General features: G+C 58.2%; 13 protein-coding genes. 8 read left to right on the forward strand and 5 right to left on the reverse strand.

All coding sequences use genetic code 11. The annotated features are described in order from the left end of the window. Positions 1-508: 508 nt before the first annotated feature. From HNR46_RS18530 to HNR46_RS18545, 4 genes are all read right to left on the reverse strand, one after another. Complete coding sequence (locus HNR46_RS18530) at positions 509-991, reverse strand: hypothetical protein (RefSeq protein ID WP_221285280.1); 483 nt, start codon at positions 989-991, stop codon at positions 509-511. 42 nt (positions 992-1,033) lie between these two features. Further along, entirely contained in the window at positions 1,034-1,345 is a 312-nt protein-coding gene (locus tag HNR46_RS18535) for a hypothetical protein (protein WP_184021693.1), read from the reverse strand. 478 nt (positions 1,346-1,823) lie between these two features. Further along, the gene (locus HNR46_RS18540) at positions 1,824-3,692 is read right to left on the reverse strand and encodes a SulP family inorganic anion transporter (protein ID WP_184021695.1); all 1,869 of its coding nucleotides are present in this window, start codon (positions 3,690-3,692) and stop codon (positions 1,824-1,826) included. 20 nt (positions 3,693-3,712) lie between these two features. After that, complete coding sequence (locus HNR46_RS18545) at positions 3,713-4,873, reverse strand: LptF/LptG family permease (RefSeq protein WP_184021698.1); 1,161 nt, start codon at positions 4,871-4,873, stop codon at positions 3,713-3,715. 246 nt (positions 4,874-5,119) lie between these two features. On the opposite strand from HNR46_RS18545, the gene HNR46_RS18550 reads away from it, so the two are divergent. From HNR46_RS18550 to HNR46_RS18565, 4 genes are all read left to right on the forward strand, one after another. Next, positions 5,120-5,752, forward strand: a complete 633-nt coding sequence (locus tag HNR46_RS18550; RefSeq protein WP_184021700.1) for a D-Ala-D-Ala carboxypeptidase family metallohydrolase — start codon at positions 5,120-5,122, stop codon at positions 5,750-5,752. 101 nt (positions 5,753-5,853) lie between these two features. After that, the gene (gene trkA, locus HNR46_RS18555) at positions 5,854-7,200 is read left to right on the forward strand and encodes a Trk system potassium transporter TrkA (protein WP_184021702.1); all 1,347 of its coding nucleotides are present in this window, start codon (positions 5,854-5,856) and stop codon (positions 7,198-7,200) included. 18 nt (positions 7,201-7,218) lie between these two features. Further along, the gene (locus tag HNR46_RS18560; RefSeq protein WP_184021704.1) at positions 7,219-8,709 is read left to right on the forward strand and encodes a TrkH family potassium uptake protein; all 1,491 of its coding nucleotides are present in this window, start codon (positions 7,219-7,221) and stop codon (positions 8,707-8,709) included. A 63-nt stretch (positions 8,710-8,772) separates the two neighbouring features. Then, positions 8,773-9,141: a glutaredoxin family protein gene (locus tag HNR46_RS18565; protein ID WP_184021707.1), complete on the forward strand. Its 369-nt coding sequence runs from the start codon at positions 8,773-8,775 to the stop codon at positions 9,139-9,141. A gap of 43 nt (positions 9,142-9,184) precedes the next feature. Here HNR46_RS18565 and HNR46_RS18570 read toward each other — a convergent pair whose 3' ends face one another. Then, positions 9,185-10,501 carry an APC family permease gene (locus tag HNR46_RS18570; RefSeq protein WP_184021710.1) on the reverse strand — a complete coding sequence of 439 codons (1,317 nt, stop codon included), beginning with the start codon at positions 10,499-10,501 and terminating at the stop codon, positions 9,185-9,187. Positions 10,502-10,879: 378 nt separating this feature from the next. Between HNR46_RS18570 and HNR46_RS18575 the strand changes: the two genes are divergently transcribed. The 4 genes from HNR46_RS18575 (at position 10,880) to HNR46_RS18590 (ending at position 18,310) form a co-directional block, all read left to right on the forward strand. Next, a complete protein-coding gene (locus tag HNR46_RS18575) occupies positions 10,880-11,911 on the forward strand; it encodes a hypothetical protein (protein ID WP_184021713.1) in 1,032 nt (343 codons plus the stop codon). Then, entirely contained in the window at positions 11,874-15,389 is a 3,516-nt protein-coding gene (locus HNR46_RS18580) for a 3-keto-alpha-glucoside-1,2-lyase-like domain-containing protein (protein ID WP_184021716.1), read from the forward strand. The genes HNR46_RS18575 and HNR46_RS18580 overlap by 38 nt, the downstream gene beginning before the upstream one ends. 85 nt (positions 15,390-15,474) lie before the next feature. Next, positions 15,475-16,026, forward strand: coding sequence for an ECF-type sigma factor (locus tag HNR46_RS18585; protein WP_184021719.1), 552 nt, complete (start codon positions 15,475-15,477; stop codon positions 16,024-16,026). Between the two features lie 76 nt (positions 16,027-16,102). Beyond that, positions 16,103-18,310, forward strand: coding sequence for a serine/threonine protein kinase (locus HNR46_RS18590; RefSeq protein WP_184021722.1), 2,208 nt, complete (start codon positions 16,103-16,105; stop codon positions 18,308-18,310). Positions 18,311-18,362 lie beyond the last annotated feature (52 nt).

Consider the following 18,362-nt stretch of genomic DNA (forward strand, 5'->3'; position numbering starts at 1 on the left):
AGCTCTTCGAGCGAGCAGGTTTCAGCATTCGGAAGCTGTCGGGAACGGCCGATCCCGCAGGGTCGTCCATTTCAAACAGTCGTACAAGTCTTTCCGCACCCTTTTCAGAAAAGACCTTTGGCAAAGGGTCTAGCTCGAAGAAGTCGGTTCCGGCGGAGTTCCGTGGCCCGAACTGTCGCGGTGCGTAGATGTTTCCAGCCAGCGGCTGACAATTCGTGGGTCCCGGATCGAAAGCAACACTCGTCGAATCGGAAATTCAACTGCTCTGGATCGCCCTCAAACACCTCCTGCCCGCCGTCACAGCACGCCATCACGGAGCAAACCGCATCAGATGCTTCTATACGGAACGGACAGGCCATAATCACGGAGAGCGCGAAGAAAAACACGCACAGCCGCAATGTGAAAGCGCGAGGACTGCCCCCTTTGATACCGGAAAGGGGCTTAATCCAGTGCCATTTAGAACTCTTTGATAACCGCCGTCAAGCTACATGATACTTGGCATCATTTCCTATCTTCCGTCGCGTCTCAGATTTGAAGCCATGACTTTAGTTATTCGGTCACGCAGGCTAAGCCCCAATGCGCAAAGTATGGTCACGGAAACGAGAAGCAGCCACATCCACCGATTTGATTCAGTTTTTGCCTGTCTACTTGGGATTACGGTCGCTTCGCCCTTGGGAATTTCCTGTTTTGGTTTCTTGAGCAACTGTGCTGGCTCAGGCTTCGGCTCTTTCGCTGCCTCGGCCCTGCGCTTCTTATCTTCTTCCATCAGTTGGGGGAATGACTGCTCCACGATTTTCACCATTCCTGCCCACGCTGCGGCTCGCATCTCACCATTCTGTTTCGGTTCAAGCGGCTCGACAAGGTTGGCATCCCGCAAAACTTTTGCCATTTTCAGTCTCGTGTCTTTGTCTTCGAGAACATAAATCAGATGCTTTATCGACTCAGGATCATCAGCATCAGATGGCCGGATGTACCTGCGAAACGCTTGCACGATTCCAGATGCGGGTGAATAATACATCCCTCCCCGCGATCCTCACTGGTTATCCTCTTCCAGCCAGCGCGCGATAACAATCAATAAAAATTTTACTGGAATGACATCAAGGTTGTAAAATAACGCGCTATTTATTTCGGGGTCTAAGGATATTGTTATTATCAAATCACCACTCTCGTCCTGGCTTATTGCCTTCCTCAACTGCTCGTTGAACTCTAGCTGTGTGCTGTTCCGGTTGTGCTCTCGAAGCGATTCAATGAAGGCTTCGCCATCCAATGGCTCTCCCAACGATGGACAAATCCCCATTCCCGCGAGAGCCAGAAGGACTGTAAATACGAATTTTGATACGTTCATGGCTCTTCTGGTATTTCAAATCTTCCTGTTGCTGAGACAGAGTTTGAGTCCACCCACCGACCCCACCCCATTCCGCGGAGGCGGGGACAGCAAGCAGAAGGGAAAGAGGGAGGAGAAGCCGAAGAGAAAGCGAGAGGAAGCTCGGACGCCGAAGGGAAGAAGAGCGGGATCCTCTCGCGAACGTAGGGGGGAGATTCGCGGGAAGCATGGATTTGTCTGGTTATCAGACGCTTACCCCGAATCAAAAATCCGGTCAACCTGGAAAGCTGTCGTAACCCATTGAAATGAAGAAGATTTCTTCAAAACCTCGCGGTCACGGTTTTCGTTCCGATGGGGAGCTCTCCTCGAAGCATCGAAAAGGATCGCGAGGGTATCGAGCGAACGGAAATGGCTGTGCCGCCATGCTCGATCGGAGTCGTGGAGCCCTTGTTTGTTGCGATCGCATCGGCAGGACCGATGGTTGCTTCCAGAACAAGGTTTAGGATTTGGTGGGATCGTAGAAGATTCGGATATCCGCTTTCTCTCCTCCAAGGAGGCTTTGCGCCCGCTTCAGAGCGTCGCGGGTCGAAAGGTTGGGGTTGCTTGGACGGTGAAGGAAGAGATTGCTTTCTCCAGCTTCGCGGTCGGTGCCGTCCTGAATGAGTTCGAGGGTTCCGGAATTCTTCAGGACTTTGTAAACTTCGCGCGGAGCCCCTGAAATCAGGACGTGGCGTCCATCGGATCGCATGAATTTGATCAGCTCCTCGAGAGCAAGAACGGAGGTGGCGTCGAGGTGGCGCGCGTTTTTCAGGCGCAGGATGAGGACCCGGAGGGAAGGGTCAGATGCGGTGCGCTGGACTTGATTGCGGAACAATTCCGCAGCGCCGAAGAAGAGGTCGCCCTCGACGTGAACAATGGAAATGGCGGGATTGGGGCGTTTGCGCTTTTCGCCCATTTCACGGAGTTCGCCGGACTCACCAAATTCGTATTCGACCAAGTGGGGGCGACTGGCACGCCGCAGGAAGAGAGAGATGGAAACCCCGACGCCGATGAATATGGCAACGTGAAGGGGGGCGAGAAGCGTAGCCGCAAAGGTGGTGATAAGAACCCAGGCGTCATCGTGGGTGGACCGCAAACAGACGCGGATGTTTTTGGGATTGATGAGTCCGACGGCGATGACGACGACGAGGGCTGCGAGTGCCGCCTTAGGTACGTAGTCGATCACGGGAAAGCCCCAGCTTGGTGAGAGGGCGATCAGGATCGCGCTGGCAAGGGTGATGAGGCCGGCGTAGACCGAGGCAAAGCGGGTGATGGCGCCGGACTCGTAGTTGAGAACTGAGCGGGTCAGGGACCCGGAGGCAGGCATGCCGCCGGTAAAGGCGCAGGCAAGGTTGGCGAATCCGACAGCGAACATGTCCTGATTGACTTCGGCCCGATCTCCCGAACGTGAGGCGATGGCTTTGGCCATCATGGTGTTTTCAAGGCAGGCGAGGAAGGCGACGGCAAAGGAGACTCCAATGAGCGAGCTGAGGTCGTCGAAGATTCGGGCGTCGGTGAAATCGGGGAGGCGTGGTTTGAGGTCGCCCAAGACGAAGTTGCGGAAAGTTGGCTGTCCGGCGAAGGGGGTGTTGTGGTGGATGAGGGCCCCGAAGACGGCCGAAGCTAAAATCAGGGCGAGGGAGAAGCAGGGCCACGAAGGTTTCCAACGCCGAAGCCCGTGAAAGATGAGAACGGTACCGACCCCGATGGTGAGGGGTTGCCATTGGGCATGGACGAGGGATTTGACGAGAGCGATGCAAAGGGCGGCGAAGTTGCCGGGGGAAAGGATTTCAACGGCAGCATCGATGCCGAGAAGGTGTTTGAGCTGATTGGCGATGATGAGGACGGCGGCTCCGGTGAGGTAGCCCACCAGCACGGAGCGGGAAATGTATTGGAGCAGGTCGGCGAGCTTTAGTACGGCGCCGACCATGCAGAAGATACCGATGAGCATGACCAGCAGGGGAACGAGCATCTCTTCGCGAGCGGCGAGTGCTTTCTCGGCTGCGAAGAAACTGAACACCATGAATGCGGTGGCATTGGTCGGGCCGAGAATGGTGTGGCGAGAGCCCGCGAAGAGGGGAGCCACGAGAGAGGCGATGGCGGAGCAAACGATGCCGTAAGAGATGGGAAGTTCTGCGATGGCAGCATAGGCCATGCCTTGCGGCACGGCGAGCAGGGCGACGTTGGGAGAGGCGCCCAGATCGGCTTTGAATTTTTGAAGATTGTAGCGGCGTATGGGGCCAACAACGGCGGCGAAATCGACATTGCCTTCCCGGAAGAAGTCCCGGACCTGGCGCTGCAGTCGCGTCATGGATTTCGACTTCGGCATGGGGGGAAGTGGGGAGGGGTTCAGCGGAAACGGGCGCGTCGGAAAAAGAAGAATCCGAGGGCGACGCAGAGGATATTGGGAATCCAGAGCAGGTAGGCCATGCCTTCGCTGGGCTCGATCATGGAGCTGGCAAGGAAGTAAAGGGCTCCAATCCCCAGGCTGATGATGAGGCCGGTGGAAGTATCACGGCGACGCGCCTTCATTCCGAGGGGGATGCCGATGAAGGCGAAGGCGAGGCAGGCAAAGGATGAAGTATATCGCCGCGTTTTTTCAGCGAGGTAACGTTCGCGAATTTTTTTGCGCGCCTTTTGAAGTTTCAATTCGGCCTTGGTGGCTTTGGGCCCCAGAGGCAAGGGCTTGAAGTTGTCGGCGATGGCGTCGAGTTCGGGGTTGGTGAGAGTCTTGGGCTTCACCTTATCCTTGGAGAAATCTCGGCTGTAGTTGAGAAGCATCCATTCGAGTTCGTCGGAGAGGAGGACGAATTCCTGAGGGGTGCTTTGGGATTCTTCGTCGCTTTTTCGAGCTGGGGTTCCTTCGACGTAAGCCTCGGTGAATTTCAGGCGAATTTCCTGCTTTTCGGAATCGTTCACGGTGGTGGCCGTGTGGGCGTGGATGTAGGCGGTGTCTTCGCCCCCGTCCTGAGAGCCCATTTTGAAGATGTGGAAGTTCTCGAACACTTCGCCGTTGTCATTTTCGGAATAGACCCGAATATTTTTGAAGCGGCTTTGGTCGACGCCCGCTCGGAGCAGGGTTCGGGGGTCGCGGATCAGGGTGCTGCGGACGATGTCTTCGACTTCCTTGCTGGCTTTCGGGGCAACTCCGAGGTTCAGCCACAAGCAGAAAAGAGACAGGGCGGTGCCAATCGCGATGACGGGCGCGGAGAGTCGCGCAAGGCTGACTCCTGCTGCGCGGAAGGCATTCAGTTCGTTGTCGGAAGAAAGTCGGCCGAAGACGAGCAGAACCGCAGAGAGGAAGGCCCACGGGATGGTGAAGATGAGCGAAACCGGCAGAACACTGAGGGTGAATTCACCGAGCACCCAAATGGGAGCCCCAAACTCAACCAGCAGCGGGCGGATTTGTTTGAAAACATTTCCCAACACCAGCAGCAGGCTGAGGAGGACGATGGCGAACAGGGTGCCGGTAAGGACATGGCGTCCGATGTAACGGTCAGAGATCCGCATAGCTGCGTGGCGAATGTTGACGCCATGTGGCGTGGCTGTCCAGAAGGGATCGGAAGCAGTTGAGGGGAGCTGCGTGGATTCTCGCAAATGCCCCTCCAAAGGGCGGGATGGTATGGATGTTAGGGACTTTTGCCTTGTCGGAGGGGGTGCCGGTCCGATTGGCTCCGCGGGTCAATTCCTGAAAGGAGACCGCGGTGCACGAAGGCATGCGGCCTGCTCTCAGGATCGATCCCGAAATTCTGGAGCATGAGCCAAGCCGCCGAACCGACCCGCCCCATTTCGCTTTCCCGACGTCGTGCATTGTCCACCCTTGCGGTGGCTGCGGCGACCACGTTTGGGGGGAGTGTGCCGGCTTCGGCTTGGTCGTTGTTCGGGCGCAGCAAGGCGAGTGTTGAGTCGACCCGGTTGGATGTCTCGGGCTTATCGGACGAGTGGGTGAGGCGGCAGGGATCGGAATTGGGGGTGTATGCCGATTATCTTTCGCGTGCGGGTTTCCGCCATTTGACTCCTCTGCAGGTGATTGAGGCCCATGCCAAGAGCCATGGAGGTGTGTGGAATTCGCTACCGCCGCGTGACTTGTGGGACAATTTGGTGCCGACCTTGCGAGTGATTGACCGAGTTTCGGTGGAGCTGGGGCAGCCGGTGCAGGAGATCATTTCGGCTTACCGATCTCCGGCTTACAATGCGCGTTGTCCCGGAGCCAGTAGTGGCTCCTGGCATCAGCAAAATTTCGCGGTGGATGTGCGATTCAAGACGCGGGCATCGGTGGTGGCATCCACGGCTCGTCGATTGAGGGGGCAGGGCTTGTTTCAAGGGGGCATCGGGCGCTACCCGACGTTCACCCACATCGACACACGGGGGCAGAGCGTGGATTGGTAATCGGCGGTGGAGGCGAGGGCCTTCTGATTTTCCGCTGGTTCGGGCGGTGTGGATCCGGTTTGCTCTGTTTGCCCGGCCACGAGGAAACGGGACGTTTGCGGATGAATATCATCATCGTCGGAGCCGGAGAAATTGGACGTCACCTAGCGACGTCTCTGTCCAAGGAATCCCACAGCATTTCCGTGATCGAGAATGATCCGGGGCTGGCGGCGGATCTTGAGCAAACCATCGATGCCAAGGTGGTGTGTTCCGATGGCACGAGCGTGCATGCATTGGTGGACGCGAATGTGGGGGATTGCGAGTTGTTCCTGGCACTGACCAGCTCGAATACGGCGAATTTGGTCTCTTCATCGATTGCGAAGAAGATGGATGTTCCCCAGGTGGTGTGCCGGGTGCATCCGAGCTTGCAGCGGGAGGAGTGGCTATTTGATTTTAAGGGCACCTTTGGGGTCGATCACCTGTTTTCATCGGAACGGTTGGCAGCGATCGAGTTGGCGAAGTTCATCCGCAATCCCGACTCGCTGGCGGTGGAGGAAATCGCCCGTGGGCGGATTGAGTTGCAGCAGGTGATGGTGGACGCGAAGTCGGATCTGGTGCGGCGGACTTTGCGCGATGCGAAGATGCCCGAGCACACGCGGGTGGCGATGATTTCCCGTGGATCGGATCACTTCGTGCCGCAGGCGGAGACGGTCTTTGAGGCAGGGGATGTGGTAACGATTTTCGGGGAGCCGAGGAAGCTGCGGATTTTGGTGGACCGCTTGCGGCACCAACGGGGGGATGGCGATGCCTTGCGGGTGGTGATTTTCGGTGGAGGGGAGTATGGATTTACGCTGGCCCAGATGCTGGAGAGCTGGGACTGCAGGGTGCGGATTTTCGAGCAGGATGAGGCGGTCTGTAAGAGCCTTGTGGACCGCCTATCGAATACCACGGTGATTCATGCTGACGCGACGGTGGTGGCTGAGCTTCAGGAGGAACAAATCGATGGTGTCGACTTCTTTGTGGCTACGAGCAATAGTGACGAAGACAATGTGATGACCTGTTTGCAGGCTCACACCTTGGGGGCGAAGACCTGCCTGACTTTGATCCACCGGGCCGATTATGCGGCGGCGATCAGTTCAGCGGGGCGGCATTTCGGCATTGCTGCTGCGGTCAGCCCACGGGAGGCGACTCGGCGGGAGGTGGAGCGTTTCATCACTTCAGAGCGTTTCCATCTGGTGAAGAAACTTGAGGGGGCGGAGGTGCTGGAATTGCGGGTGCGCAAGGGCTCGATTGCCGCGGGGCACATGTTGAAGGAGATCGATTGGCCGGAAGGCGTGGTGATTGTCGGTCACCTGCGTGGCACCCATGCCGAGGTTCCGGGCCCGGATGATTATTTGCAGGCGGACGACCATGTGTATGTGGTGGTGGCTCCGAAAGCTCGCAAGGCGCTGGTGAAGTTGCTGTCTTGAGGTGCTCCCCCGTCGATCATGAATTTTCGAATCCTCGCCAAAGTCCTCGGCTATCTGCTGATGTTGCTGGCCATGGCGATGGCCGCTTGTGGCGTTTTCGCGAAGCTGGATGTGGTGAGCGGGGACCATCAGGCGATGTTGGCGCTGTTCACTTCGGCGGGAGTGACTGCGCTGGCGGCGTTGATCCTGATTGTGGTGGGGATTGGCAAGATCGACCGAATCCCGCGACGGGAAGGGGTGGTGATCGTGGGAGTGGCGTGGATCCTCTCGGCGATTTTTGGGGCTCTTCCCTTCGTGCTGTGTCCGCCTCACATGGATTTTTGTGCTGGGGTTTTCGAGGCGGCCTCGGGTTTCACGACGACGGGGTCGACGGTGATGAGTGATATTGAGAGCTGGCCGCGAGGCCTCTTGCTCTGGCGCTCGGTGACGCAATGGCTGGGGGGGATTGGGATTCTCGTGTTGTTCGTGGCCGTGCTTTCCTATCTGGGTCTCGGAGCAAAGTCTCTGTTTCGCAATGAGTCCTCGTTTCAGAGTGGAGAGGCGACGACGGCGCGGATCCACGACACTTCGCTGATTTTGTTGCGGGTCTATGGGGGGATCACAGTGATCTGTATCCTCGGGCTGAAGTTGATGGGGCTGACCTGGTACCATGCCTTGTCCCATGCCTTTACCGCCGTTTCGACGGGGGGGTTCAGTCCGCACGCGGCGAGTGTTGCCTACTATGGTGATTGGGGGAACGACTGGTTGATCGAGCTTTGGCTGAGCCTTTTCATGCTGCTGTGTAGCCTGAATTTCATCGTCTATGTGGTGATCCTGCACAAAAAGTGGAAGCGATTGCGCGAGGAGGATGATGCGCGATGGTTTGTCGGTTTGTGCCTGGGAATTGCCCTGGCGATCGCGATTGGGCTGCGCGTGGATCCGCGCTATTCAACGGATTTTTGGTCCGCATTTCGAGATGCCTGGTTCATCGTGGTTTCGATCGCATCGACTACGGGTTTTGGCACCGCGGACTACGAGTTGTGGCCTGCGTGGTGCAAGGCACTGCTGGCGATTTTGATGTTGATCGGTGGTTGCTCCGGCTCGACGGCCGGGGGACTGAAGGTGGGCCGATTGATCGTTTTCCTAAAGTCGTCAGCGCACGAGATCATTCGTGCTTACCGGCCGAATCAGATCTTTCGGTTGGTGGTGAATGGCAATCCGGTGGACGATAGCGGGCGGGCGAGGACGGTTTCTTTCGTGGCCTTGTATTTGTTCATCGTCGCGGGTTCCGCGGTGGTCGTGGGGATGTTGGAAGCCGGTCAAGGGATCGATCTGGAGACGTGCCTGGGGGCGGTGTTGGCGACCTTGTCGAATATCGGCCCTGGCTTTGGAGATTTGGGCCCGACCGAGCACTTTGGGGAGATGCGGGATGTGACGCAGCTGTTTCTGGCGGGTCTGATGATTTTGGGCCGGTTGGAGTTGTTTGCGATCCTTGTGCTTTTTGTGCCGGGGGTCTGGCGTCGGTTTTGAAGCTTGGCAGAGGAGTCGGTCCGGGACTTGCGGGTCGAGCTGCGGAGGGTATGCTTGCCGGCCATGAGCGAGACCTCACCGAAAATCACAGCCTATTTGAAAACATTCTGCGGATGGAGCGAAGGCGTGCGTGCCATCATGCGGAAGTATGAGCTGCCATACGAAGAGAAGGATATCATCAAGAATCCGGCCTTTCGCTGGGAGATGGAACAGAAAAGCGGGCAGCCTCTTTCTCCTTGTGTTGAGGTGGACGGGAAGATGCTGGCCGATATTTCGGGCGAGGAATTGGAGTCTTGGATGATTGAAAACGGCTACTTGGAGCGGAGCAACTCGGAGGCCGATGCGCCCACGAACTCCGCGTGCACGGACGAGCAGCACGAAGCGATGGCACGGGGTGAGGTGCCCGGTGCCAAAATCCGGTTTGTGGACTGAAGCGAAGTGCTGAATTCAGCCCGGCCCGGGAGCGTGGGTCGGGTTAGCTGGCGTCGTCCTGCCGAGGATTTTGCAGGGGACGCCCGCTGCATTGGGGATAGAGCCATTCGAACCCAAATGCGATGACGAGCATTCCAGCGAAGATTGCCAGTGCCTTGGGGTCGACGTGAGCGGTGCGGAAAAGCAGAGCACCGAGTGCCCCTATGCAAGCGAGGAAGCCCAGAGCGGCGATCCAGCGGCGGGCGCCGATTTTTGATGCGAGTTTCCAAGCGGAACCGCAAACCATCGCAAAGATCAGGAGGAAACCGGCACTGCCAAGGATGGAGATGGCCTGGAGGTCGATGGTGTTGGCCAAAAGGAGCGAGAGGGCTGCAGTGACCAGGACGCCCATGACGGGATTGTTCCAGGCTTTGTGGTCGAGTTCCTCGGGCAATTCGCCGTCGATCGCCAAGCTGTAGCCGAGTCGGGCATTGCCATAGATCGTGGCATTGATGGCGGAAAACGTGGCGAGAAGGGCCGAAACGGAGACGAGAATGAAGCCAGCCTGACCGAGGGAGGGGCGTGCGGCGGCTGCGAGGGCGTAGTCCTGCTGATCGGCAATGACTGAGGCAGGAACAGCGCCGACGGTGACGATCGCGACGAGGACATAGAGAGCAATGACGAAGGCGACACAGCCATAGTAGGCGCGGGGGAGGTTCTTTTGAGGTTCGCGGACGTCGTTGGCGGCATTGGCGATGAGTTCGAAACCTTCGTAGGCGACGAAAATGACCATCCCCCCCACGATGAGAGATCCCATCGGCTTCCATTCCGAGGTTTGCAGGCGGGAGGGATCGAGGTGAAAGAGGCCGCCTCCGATGACGACACCGAGGAGGAGCAGTTTGCCGACGACGATGAAGGATTCGGAGCGACTCACGAAGGAGGCGTTGAGCAGGTTGATTCCCATCGGCAGAAGAATCCCGCCGCTGATCAATGCATGGTGGAGCCAGCTCGGCTTGGAGGAGAAAAAGGTTTCTCCATAGGATGCGAATGCGGAGGCATAGAGGGCGATGGTGACCAAATAGCTCAACCAAAGGGTCAGGTTGAGCCCGCCGGAAAAGACGTTGGCCCCGAAAGCTTCGGAGAGAAAGACTGCGGTACCTCCGGCTTCCGGAAAATGGCAGGAGAGTTTGACGTAGGCATAGCAGGTGAGCATGGCGACGACTCCGGCCAGGAGGAAGGCGAAGGGCGTGCCACCACCGGCGAGGGACACCGCCGTTCCAAGAACCGCAAAGATGCCGCCGCCGACCATGCCACCGATGCCGATCAAGGCGGCGGCCACGGGGCCGATGCCGCGGTCCTGAGACGAGGGGGAGGATTTCATGCGTTTTCCAGGTTAAAAGGCGATGCGGCCGAGTCGAGGGGGAAGCGCAGAAGAGGTGCGTGCAAAATTGCTGTCGGGTTTCTGACCCAGAAAGGCGCGAGAAAGGATGGCAGCCGCCTATGGCGAGAATGTCTCTGCCATCCCCCGCAAAAAACCCAGGTCCCATGAATGCCGACGCCCTCATCTCCATGTCCGATTGTTCCGACCATCGGATGTCGAGTGGGGAGTGGCGAAAGGGCCGGCTTATGGGGAAGTCCAGTCTTCGTCGCAGCAGGGTGGGGAACCTGGGTTGAGGCCCATCCTGCCGAAGGGGGATGAGGAGCTTCGTCCGGCGGGACGGAGCTCCTCGATTTCCCTCCATCCATGATCCATCAAACCATGAATTCTTCCATCCATTGGATGCTCGCGGGCTGGCTCGCGGTATCGACAAGTGCCGCTCAGGCTGAAGCTCCCGAGCGCGGGCGAGACCCGTGGGCGTTTCGAATGATCCTCGAAAACAAAACCCGGATGCTGGTCCTGGCACTGCGACCGGATTTATGGGCCGCCTACAATCCTGCCAATGGGACTCTGCACAAAGTCTGGAGCGGAGGCATCCAGTTTCATGGAAAGGTCTATGATTTCGGGCAGCAGAATTCCTCCACTCAAGGCGTGACCTATTATTTGCTGGAGGATGCCTTTCTTCTGACCGCGCGGGATGAATCGGTCATTCCTGTAGGCTGGACCGCATCAGGGATCATCACGGGGTCGGCCTGGAGTTTTTCATCAAGCCCGGGCACGACGATGATTTCTCCCACCGTCGATTTGCGGCGGCATGATCAGGTGACTTTGGCTTACCAAACCCCTGGGGCGAACAATCGGCTTTGGGTGGATGTTTCGACCGATGGTGGCAGCAGCTGGACGGCGCAAAGTTGGATGTCGATCGATGGTGCGGTGGCGGACGGTCATCAGAAGCGCGTGGCGGTGACGGGTGATCAGGTGAAATTTCGATTTCGCCGGAATGCCACGGGATCAACGGCGACTTTGGCTGACGTGACCTTGTTCGGTGATTATCAGGCTTGGAGCCTCGAAGTTGCGGGGCAGCTTGAGCATCCTAGGGTCGATTGGAGAGGGTATCGGCTGATCGATTCCACTGAGGGCATCGTGATTCTGTATGATCTTGTGCTGGAGAGTGGAGCGAGAGTGGCGGTTGAAGAAAGCCCTGAAGCCCTAGAAGGCGCATCGCTTGAGCGTCGCTTCACAGTGACCGGGTTGCCGACGGAGGCCCGTTTGTCGCTTGAGCTCGATGGAGTGGGCGTTCCTGTCACGCATGAAGTCAGCGGTGACGCGGCGCTGAGAAGTGAATTGGACGAGACTTATCTCGATTTCTCCAACGATGGCGAAGCCCGCCTGGAAACGCATTGGACCCCCTGAAGGTATGTTGAAGAATCTGATTTTGATGGTGATGGTCGGCGCGCTGCCGACGCTCGTGATGGGCCAAAATCCGGCGATGAAGCCAGGGGTTACGGTGTGGCTCTATGAGACGGGGGAAGAGATGCGTGAATTGCCAATCCTTGTGGATGGGCAAACTCCGACGGTGTCTGCGGATTTTCAGACCATCGATTTTGAAGGCGCATGGGACACCACCTATGGAGAGGTGCTGGATGAATTTTATGTGGGCCATGCCTGGGGGCAGATGGTGATCGAGACGGGAGGAACGTATGAGTTCCGCCTGACCAGTGATGATGGCGCGCGCTGGTTTCTCGGAGATGAAGCGGCTTTGGTCATCGACAATGACGAGGTTGGAGAAACATCCGGAACCGCCACGCTGAATCTTCTTCCCGGGAGCTTGAGGTATTACATCGACTTCTATCAGAACGACGGCGACTCGCGGTTGGTGCTCGAATGGAAGCCGCCAGGGGCGGCAGATTTTGAGGTGATGCCTGCGGGTGTCCTGCAAACGGAAGACGGGCTGACGCATGTGACCTCGCCCGGACTGAAGAGCTTCTACTACGAAGAGGGTGAGGGAGGAAGCGCGGGTGGACCGGGTGATGGTCGCCCACTGGTTGGGGTGCATCCCAGCTATGATTTGGTCAATTTTCGACCATCGGATTTTCGTCCGGCGGTCGGAGGGCTGGCCTTTCTTCCTGATGGTCGCCTTGCCGTGTCGACCTGGGACTCGACCGGATCGGTGTATCTTCTGGACCATCTGGACGATGGGGCGGGTGTGACGGTGAAACGATTCGCCGAAGGGCTCGGAGAACCATTGGGAATCCGGGTGGTTGATGGGGTGATCCACGTGACGCAAAAGCAGGAGGTAACGCGGCTTGTGGATACTGATGGCGACGATGTGGCGGACGAGTATCTTGCCGTGGCATCAGGGTGGCCGGCGTCGTTCAACTACCATGAATTTAGTTTCAACTTGGTGGAGAAAGATGGGTTTCTCTGGGTGACGACTTCGGTGCCCTTGCGCAGTGGCAGCACGGCGTATTTGCCTGGGACAGAGCCTGCCTTTCCTGTTCCACATGGTCCGGGATCACTCCTGAAGATTGACCCGGTGGCACGCACTTGGGAAGCGGTGGCGAACGGATTGCGAACCCCCAATGGCATGGGCCTGGGTGTGGATGGAGAGCTCTTTGGATGCGACAATCAGGGCGATTGGCTGCCCTCATCGAGAATCAACCATCTCCAGGAAGGGAAATACTATGGGCATCGGGAAAGTCCTGATGACGACCGTCCCTACACGCGTCCCGCTTTGTGGCTTCCCCATGGTGAGATTTCCAATTCTCCGGCGGAATTGCTGAGAATTCCGACGGGAACCTACGCGGGGCAGATGTTGTTTGCGGAGTTGACCCATGGTGGCGTGAATCGGGTTTTCATGGAAAAGGTGAAGGGGGAATATCAAGGGGTGGTGTTCCAGTTCACGCAGGGTTTGGAATCGGGGATGAATCGCCTCGCTTGGGGCCCGGACGGATCTTTGTATGCGGGAGGTTTGGGTGCTGGGGGCAACTGGAACTGGAAGAACACAACATACGGATTGCAGCGACTGCGTCCGAATGGAAAGACGACCTTCGAAATGAAGAGCGTGCGGGCGCGTGCGGATGGGTTCCTCATCGAGTTTACTCAGCCAGTGCCCTATTCGGTGGCCGTAAGGCCGGAGCATTACGCGGTGCAGCAGTATCGGTATGTCCCGGAATCGACCTATGGGGGGCCCAAGTATGATTTGGCGACCCTTGCTGTTGGTGAGGTGAAAGTTTCCGAGGACCGGCGGCACGTGTTCGTGCCCCTGGTGGGGATGTTGGAGGATCGCGTGGTGGCATTTCGCCTGAAGGATTTCATGAATGACGGGCGGGTGGCGCCGTGGGCGACGGAAGCGTGGTACACGCTCAATCAGATCCCAGAAGAGGCGGGGCCTGATTTCGTGCCGATGGATCCCCCTGCCGAGCCGGATGCTCCAGTGCCTCCTGCGGGTGCTGCCCAGTATGAGGCGGAGTCGGCTGCCTTGGTCGGTTTGACGGTGACGACGGAGCATGCGGGGTTCACTGGGACCGGGTTTGCCGATTATGGATCCGCGGTTGGGCAGACGATCACCTGGACGGTATCGGCCCCGACTGCAGGCAACTACTGGGTTTCATTTCGGTATGCCAACGGATCGAGTGCGGCCCGTCCCCTGGCATTGAGTGCGAATGGCGCGAGCATCGGGAATCCATTGGAATTTGGTCCCTCGGGTGCCTGGACGAGTTGGATTCACACGCCTGGGGTTCTGGTTTCTCTGGTGGAGGGGAGCAACACGATTCGCCTAACGAGCACGCTGAATACGGGCCCGAACGTCGACCATCTCTATGTGTGCGGGCCACCGGAGCTTGCTCCGCCGGGAGCGATCTCCTTGTTTGATGGGACGGAGGCCTCGCTTGCGGCGAATTGGGAGCGGGAGGCGAATGCTTCTGCACCGAGTTGGCCGGTGGATGCAGGTGCGATGGCGGTGGCGATCCAGCCCAGTCCCAATGACATTTCGACGATTCAAGGGTTCCGCGATTTCACCCTGCATGTGGAGTGGCTATCGCCTCCGGGTGGATCAGGTCAGGAGGCGGGGAACTCGGGGGTGAAGCTTCAGCAAAGCTATGAAATCCAGGTGCTGAATACGGCGGTGACGGAAACTCCGGTGGTGGATTCGGCGGGGGCGATCTATCAGCAGAAGCCTGTCGACGTGAATGCGAGCTTGGGAGCGGGAGTTTGGCAGACTTACGACATCGATTTCACCGCGGCCCAGTGGGAAGGCGATACGAAGACAGAGAATGCTCGAATCACCCTGCGATGGAATGGCATGAAGGTGCACGATGATGTCGAAATCCTTGGATCGACTGGAGCGTCAGTGGCCGAGTCTCCGGGGCCCCATCCTCTGCTTTTGCAGGCCCATGCGAGCACGGCTAGCGGCCCAGTGCGCTACCGGAATGTGTGGATTCTGCCGAAAGTCAGTGCTTCGGAGCAGTGGGAGGCCTGGTTGGATGAAGCTGGCTTGGAAGGCGATGACCGGCAGCCGTGGTCCGATCCAGACGGGGACGGCACCGCCAATCTATGGGAGTATGCCACCGGGGGAGACCCGAAAGTGGCAGAAGCCCGCTCGGGGAGCCCGCGGGTGCCGCGAATGGAAGTCCTAGAGCAGGAGGGTCAACGGTATTTGGAGTTCAGCTTTGTTCGGCGCACGGACACGATCGACCGTGGCTTGCGTTTCGACATCGAAACTTCGGCGACATTGATGTCGGGGTCCTGGACGGTGCAGTCGGCGACGCTGGCGGAGGCTCCGGAGGCCTTGGAAGGGGGCGAGTTTGAGCGAGTTCGGCTGAGAGTGGATGGACCGGTGACCGACCGCCGTCAGATCTTTGCCCGGGTCCGGGTGGCGTTCAGTGATTGAAGGAAGCGATTCCTTCAGCATGAGGAGAAAACGATTAGAGCGATGAGCTTGATGTGGCGAAGTTGTCCTACTAATTTTTTCTCCCATGCAAGGAGACGACGAATTCAGCCACTCATCCGAGGCCGATGTGCGGCGGCTGTATCCCATTCTGCGTGCGATGGCGGGGCAGCGGATGGCCTTCGAGAGGGCGGGGCAAACCTTGCAGCCGACGGCGCTGGCGCATGAGGCGTGGCTGAGGATGCGTTCGGGTGATGAGCCGGTTTGGAAGAATTCGGCGCATTTTTGCACTGCGGCGTCGGAGACGATGCGGCGGATTCTGATCGATCGGGCGCGACGGCGAAAGCGCCAGAAGCATGCAGGTTCTCTGACCCGGGTTTCTCTCTTGGATGCGGAGGATGAGGTGGCAGAGGAGGAGGAGCCCGCGCTGCAAGTCAGTGATGCTTTGGAAAAGCTCAAGAAGATCGACCCGCTGCGGGCCAAGGTGGTGCTGCTGAAGTTCTTTGGTGGGCTGACGAATCAGGAAGTGGCGGAGGAGATGGGGGTGACGGAGCGTTCGGTCGAGCGCTACTGGGCCTTTTCCAAGAGCTGGCTCTTCCGGGAGATTCAGGCGGCTGAGCGAGAAGCTGAGGTGTCGTGAGTGACACGTGTCATGGCTGTCGGCTTGCGATGGAAAAAGTCGCCAAGGGAACGGAGGCAGTCCGCTTCACTCGATCATGAATTGGCACCCTGATGCGACGGACCAGGATCGCGATCCCCTGGCGGTGGAGAATGCGATCTTTGAGGCGGCATTGCAGGTGAGTGATCGGCGGCAACGGGCCGAGTTTTTGGATCGGGTGTTCCGAGGCGATCCGGCTGGGCGGCAGGCGATGGAGGATCTTTTGGGAATGGCGGGTTCTTCCGCGGCGTTTTTTTTGGAGGGGAAGTTGCGCACGGCCGAATTGGCTCGGGAGGTGATCGACGAGGCACCGGATGACTGGCAGTCGCAGCCGGATCCTGTGGCGGCGAAGGGAGAGCAAGTGGGAGAGACGATTGGGCGCTACCGATTGGTCAGGAAAATTGGTGAAGGGGGATGCGGGGAGATCTTCGAGGCTCATCAGAGTGGAATGGTGCGGCCGGTGGCGCTCAAGATCATCCGTCGTGGGATGGATACGGAGTCGGTGGTTTCACGATTCGAGGCAGAGAGACACGCCCTGGAATTGATGGAACATCCCAACATCGCGCGGGTCATTGATGCCGGCCGGACGCCACGTGGGCGCCCTTACTTTGCGATGGAGCTGGTGAGAGGGACGAAGATCACGTCTTTCTGCGATGCTCAAGGGCTGGGGATTCGTGATCGGATTGAGCTGTTTCTGAAGGTGTGCCAAGCGATCCAGCATGCGCATCAGAAGGGCATCGTGCACCGCGACATCAAGCCGTCGAATATTCTGGTGGAGAATGTCGATGGCGCTTCGGTGCCGAAGGTGATCGATTTTGGGATCGCGAAGGCGATGGAGGGAGGTCTGAGGGTGCGGAAGGAAATCACGGTCTTTGATCAGTTTCTCGGGACTCCCGCCTACATGAGTCCGGAGCAAATCGATATGGGGGGGATGGATGTCGATACCCGTGCGGATATCTACAGTCTGGGGGCGCTTTTGTATGAGCTGCTGGCGGGATGTCCTCCGTTCGATACTGACGAATTGTTGGAGGCGGGGATCACGGAAATGAGGCGGGTGTTGATCGAGGAGAACCCGCCGTTGCCCTCCGAGCGAGTGACCGCGGGAGAAGGGCCGCGGTGGCAGGGAGTGACACCTTCGGCACGGGAAAAGTGGGCGAACCAAATTCGCAGGGAGCTGGATTGGATCGTCTTCAAGAGCATGGAGAAGGAACGCAATCGCCGGTACCTCACGGTGAATAGCCTGACGATGGATCTTCGGCGCTTTCTCAACAATGAGCCGGTGATCGCGAGGAAACCGAGTCGCCGCTACCTGATGCGGAAGTTTTTTCAACGCAATCGGATTGCCTGTCTCCTGAGCGGGGCAGTGCTGGTCTCGCTGATAGCGGGTTTTGGAACGACGACGGTTCTCTATCTTCGTGAACGGGAAGCGATGGCGGAGCAGGCCCGGCTGAAGCGCAAGACCCAGGCTCGGGCCAATGTTTCCCGTGCGGCGATTCTCTTGAGTGAGGGGAGCGTAGAAGAAGCGGACCGGCTATTGCGGACGAACCCGCTGGAGACGATTGATGCATCCCCGGAGGCGGCTGAGGTATTTCGGGCGCTGGGGCGTTGGAATGCGATTTTTAGCCGCTGGCAGCAGGCGGCCCATTGCTTTCATTTGATGAATGATGCCAACCGGCTTGGTGACAAGGTGCGGATGGCGGAAGAAGTGGATCTGCTGATGGCGGCGCCTGCCTATCTAGAGGCTGGAGATCGGGATGCGTATCGGGAATTTCGGGCGGATGTGTTGGAGCGTTTTGTTCCGGCTCAGAATTCTCTGCAGGCGGAGCACTTGCTGAAGGTTTGCCTGCTGTTACCGGCGGATGATGAGATCATCCGGCGTTTGGAGTCGACGGTGGATGCTTGCCGAGCCGGTCATCCCACCCGTTCCGGAATCCACGGGTTTCCCGATTGGAATGCCCTTTCGCTGTCTTTGTTTTATCTCCGCAAAAGCGATCTGTCTCGGGCGGTTCGAGAAGCGGAGACTTGTTTGAGCTATCCGGATCGTGCGGGGAGTCGGGTGGCCGCAGCACGATGTGTGTTGGCGATGAGCTACTACCGCATGGGGCTCCCGGATCAGGCGCATCAGCATCTGGATGAGGCCCGCTCGGATCTGCATTGGGTCGAATCTCAGATCGATGAATCGGGATTTCCACCGATTGGGACCTGGTTCGCTTGGTCGGTGGTGAGAATCTTGGTGCGGGAAGCCGAAGGCATGATGGGGATGTAAGGGAGAAGTGCGTGAAAAAGATGAGGATGCCTGTCGGGTTTCAGCGGTGGGG

It is taken from the genome of Haloferula luteola (genome assembly GCF_014201715.1).
GTDB classification, from domain to species: domain Bacteria; phylum Verrucomicrobiota; class Verrucomicrobiia; order Verrucomicrobiales; family Akkermansiaceae; genus Haloferula; species Haloferula luteola.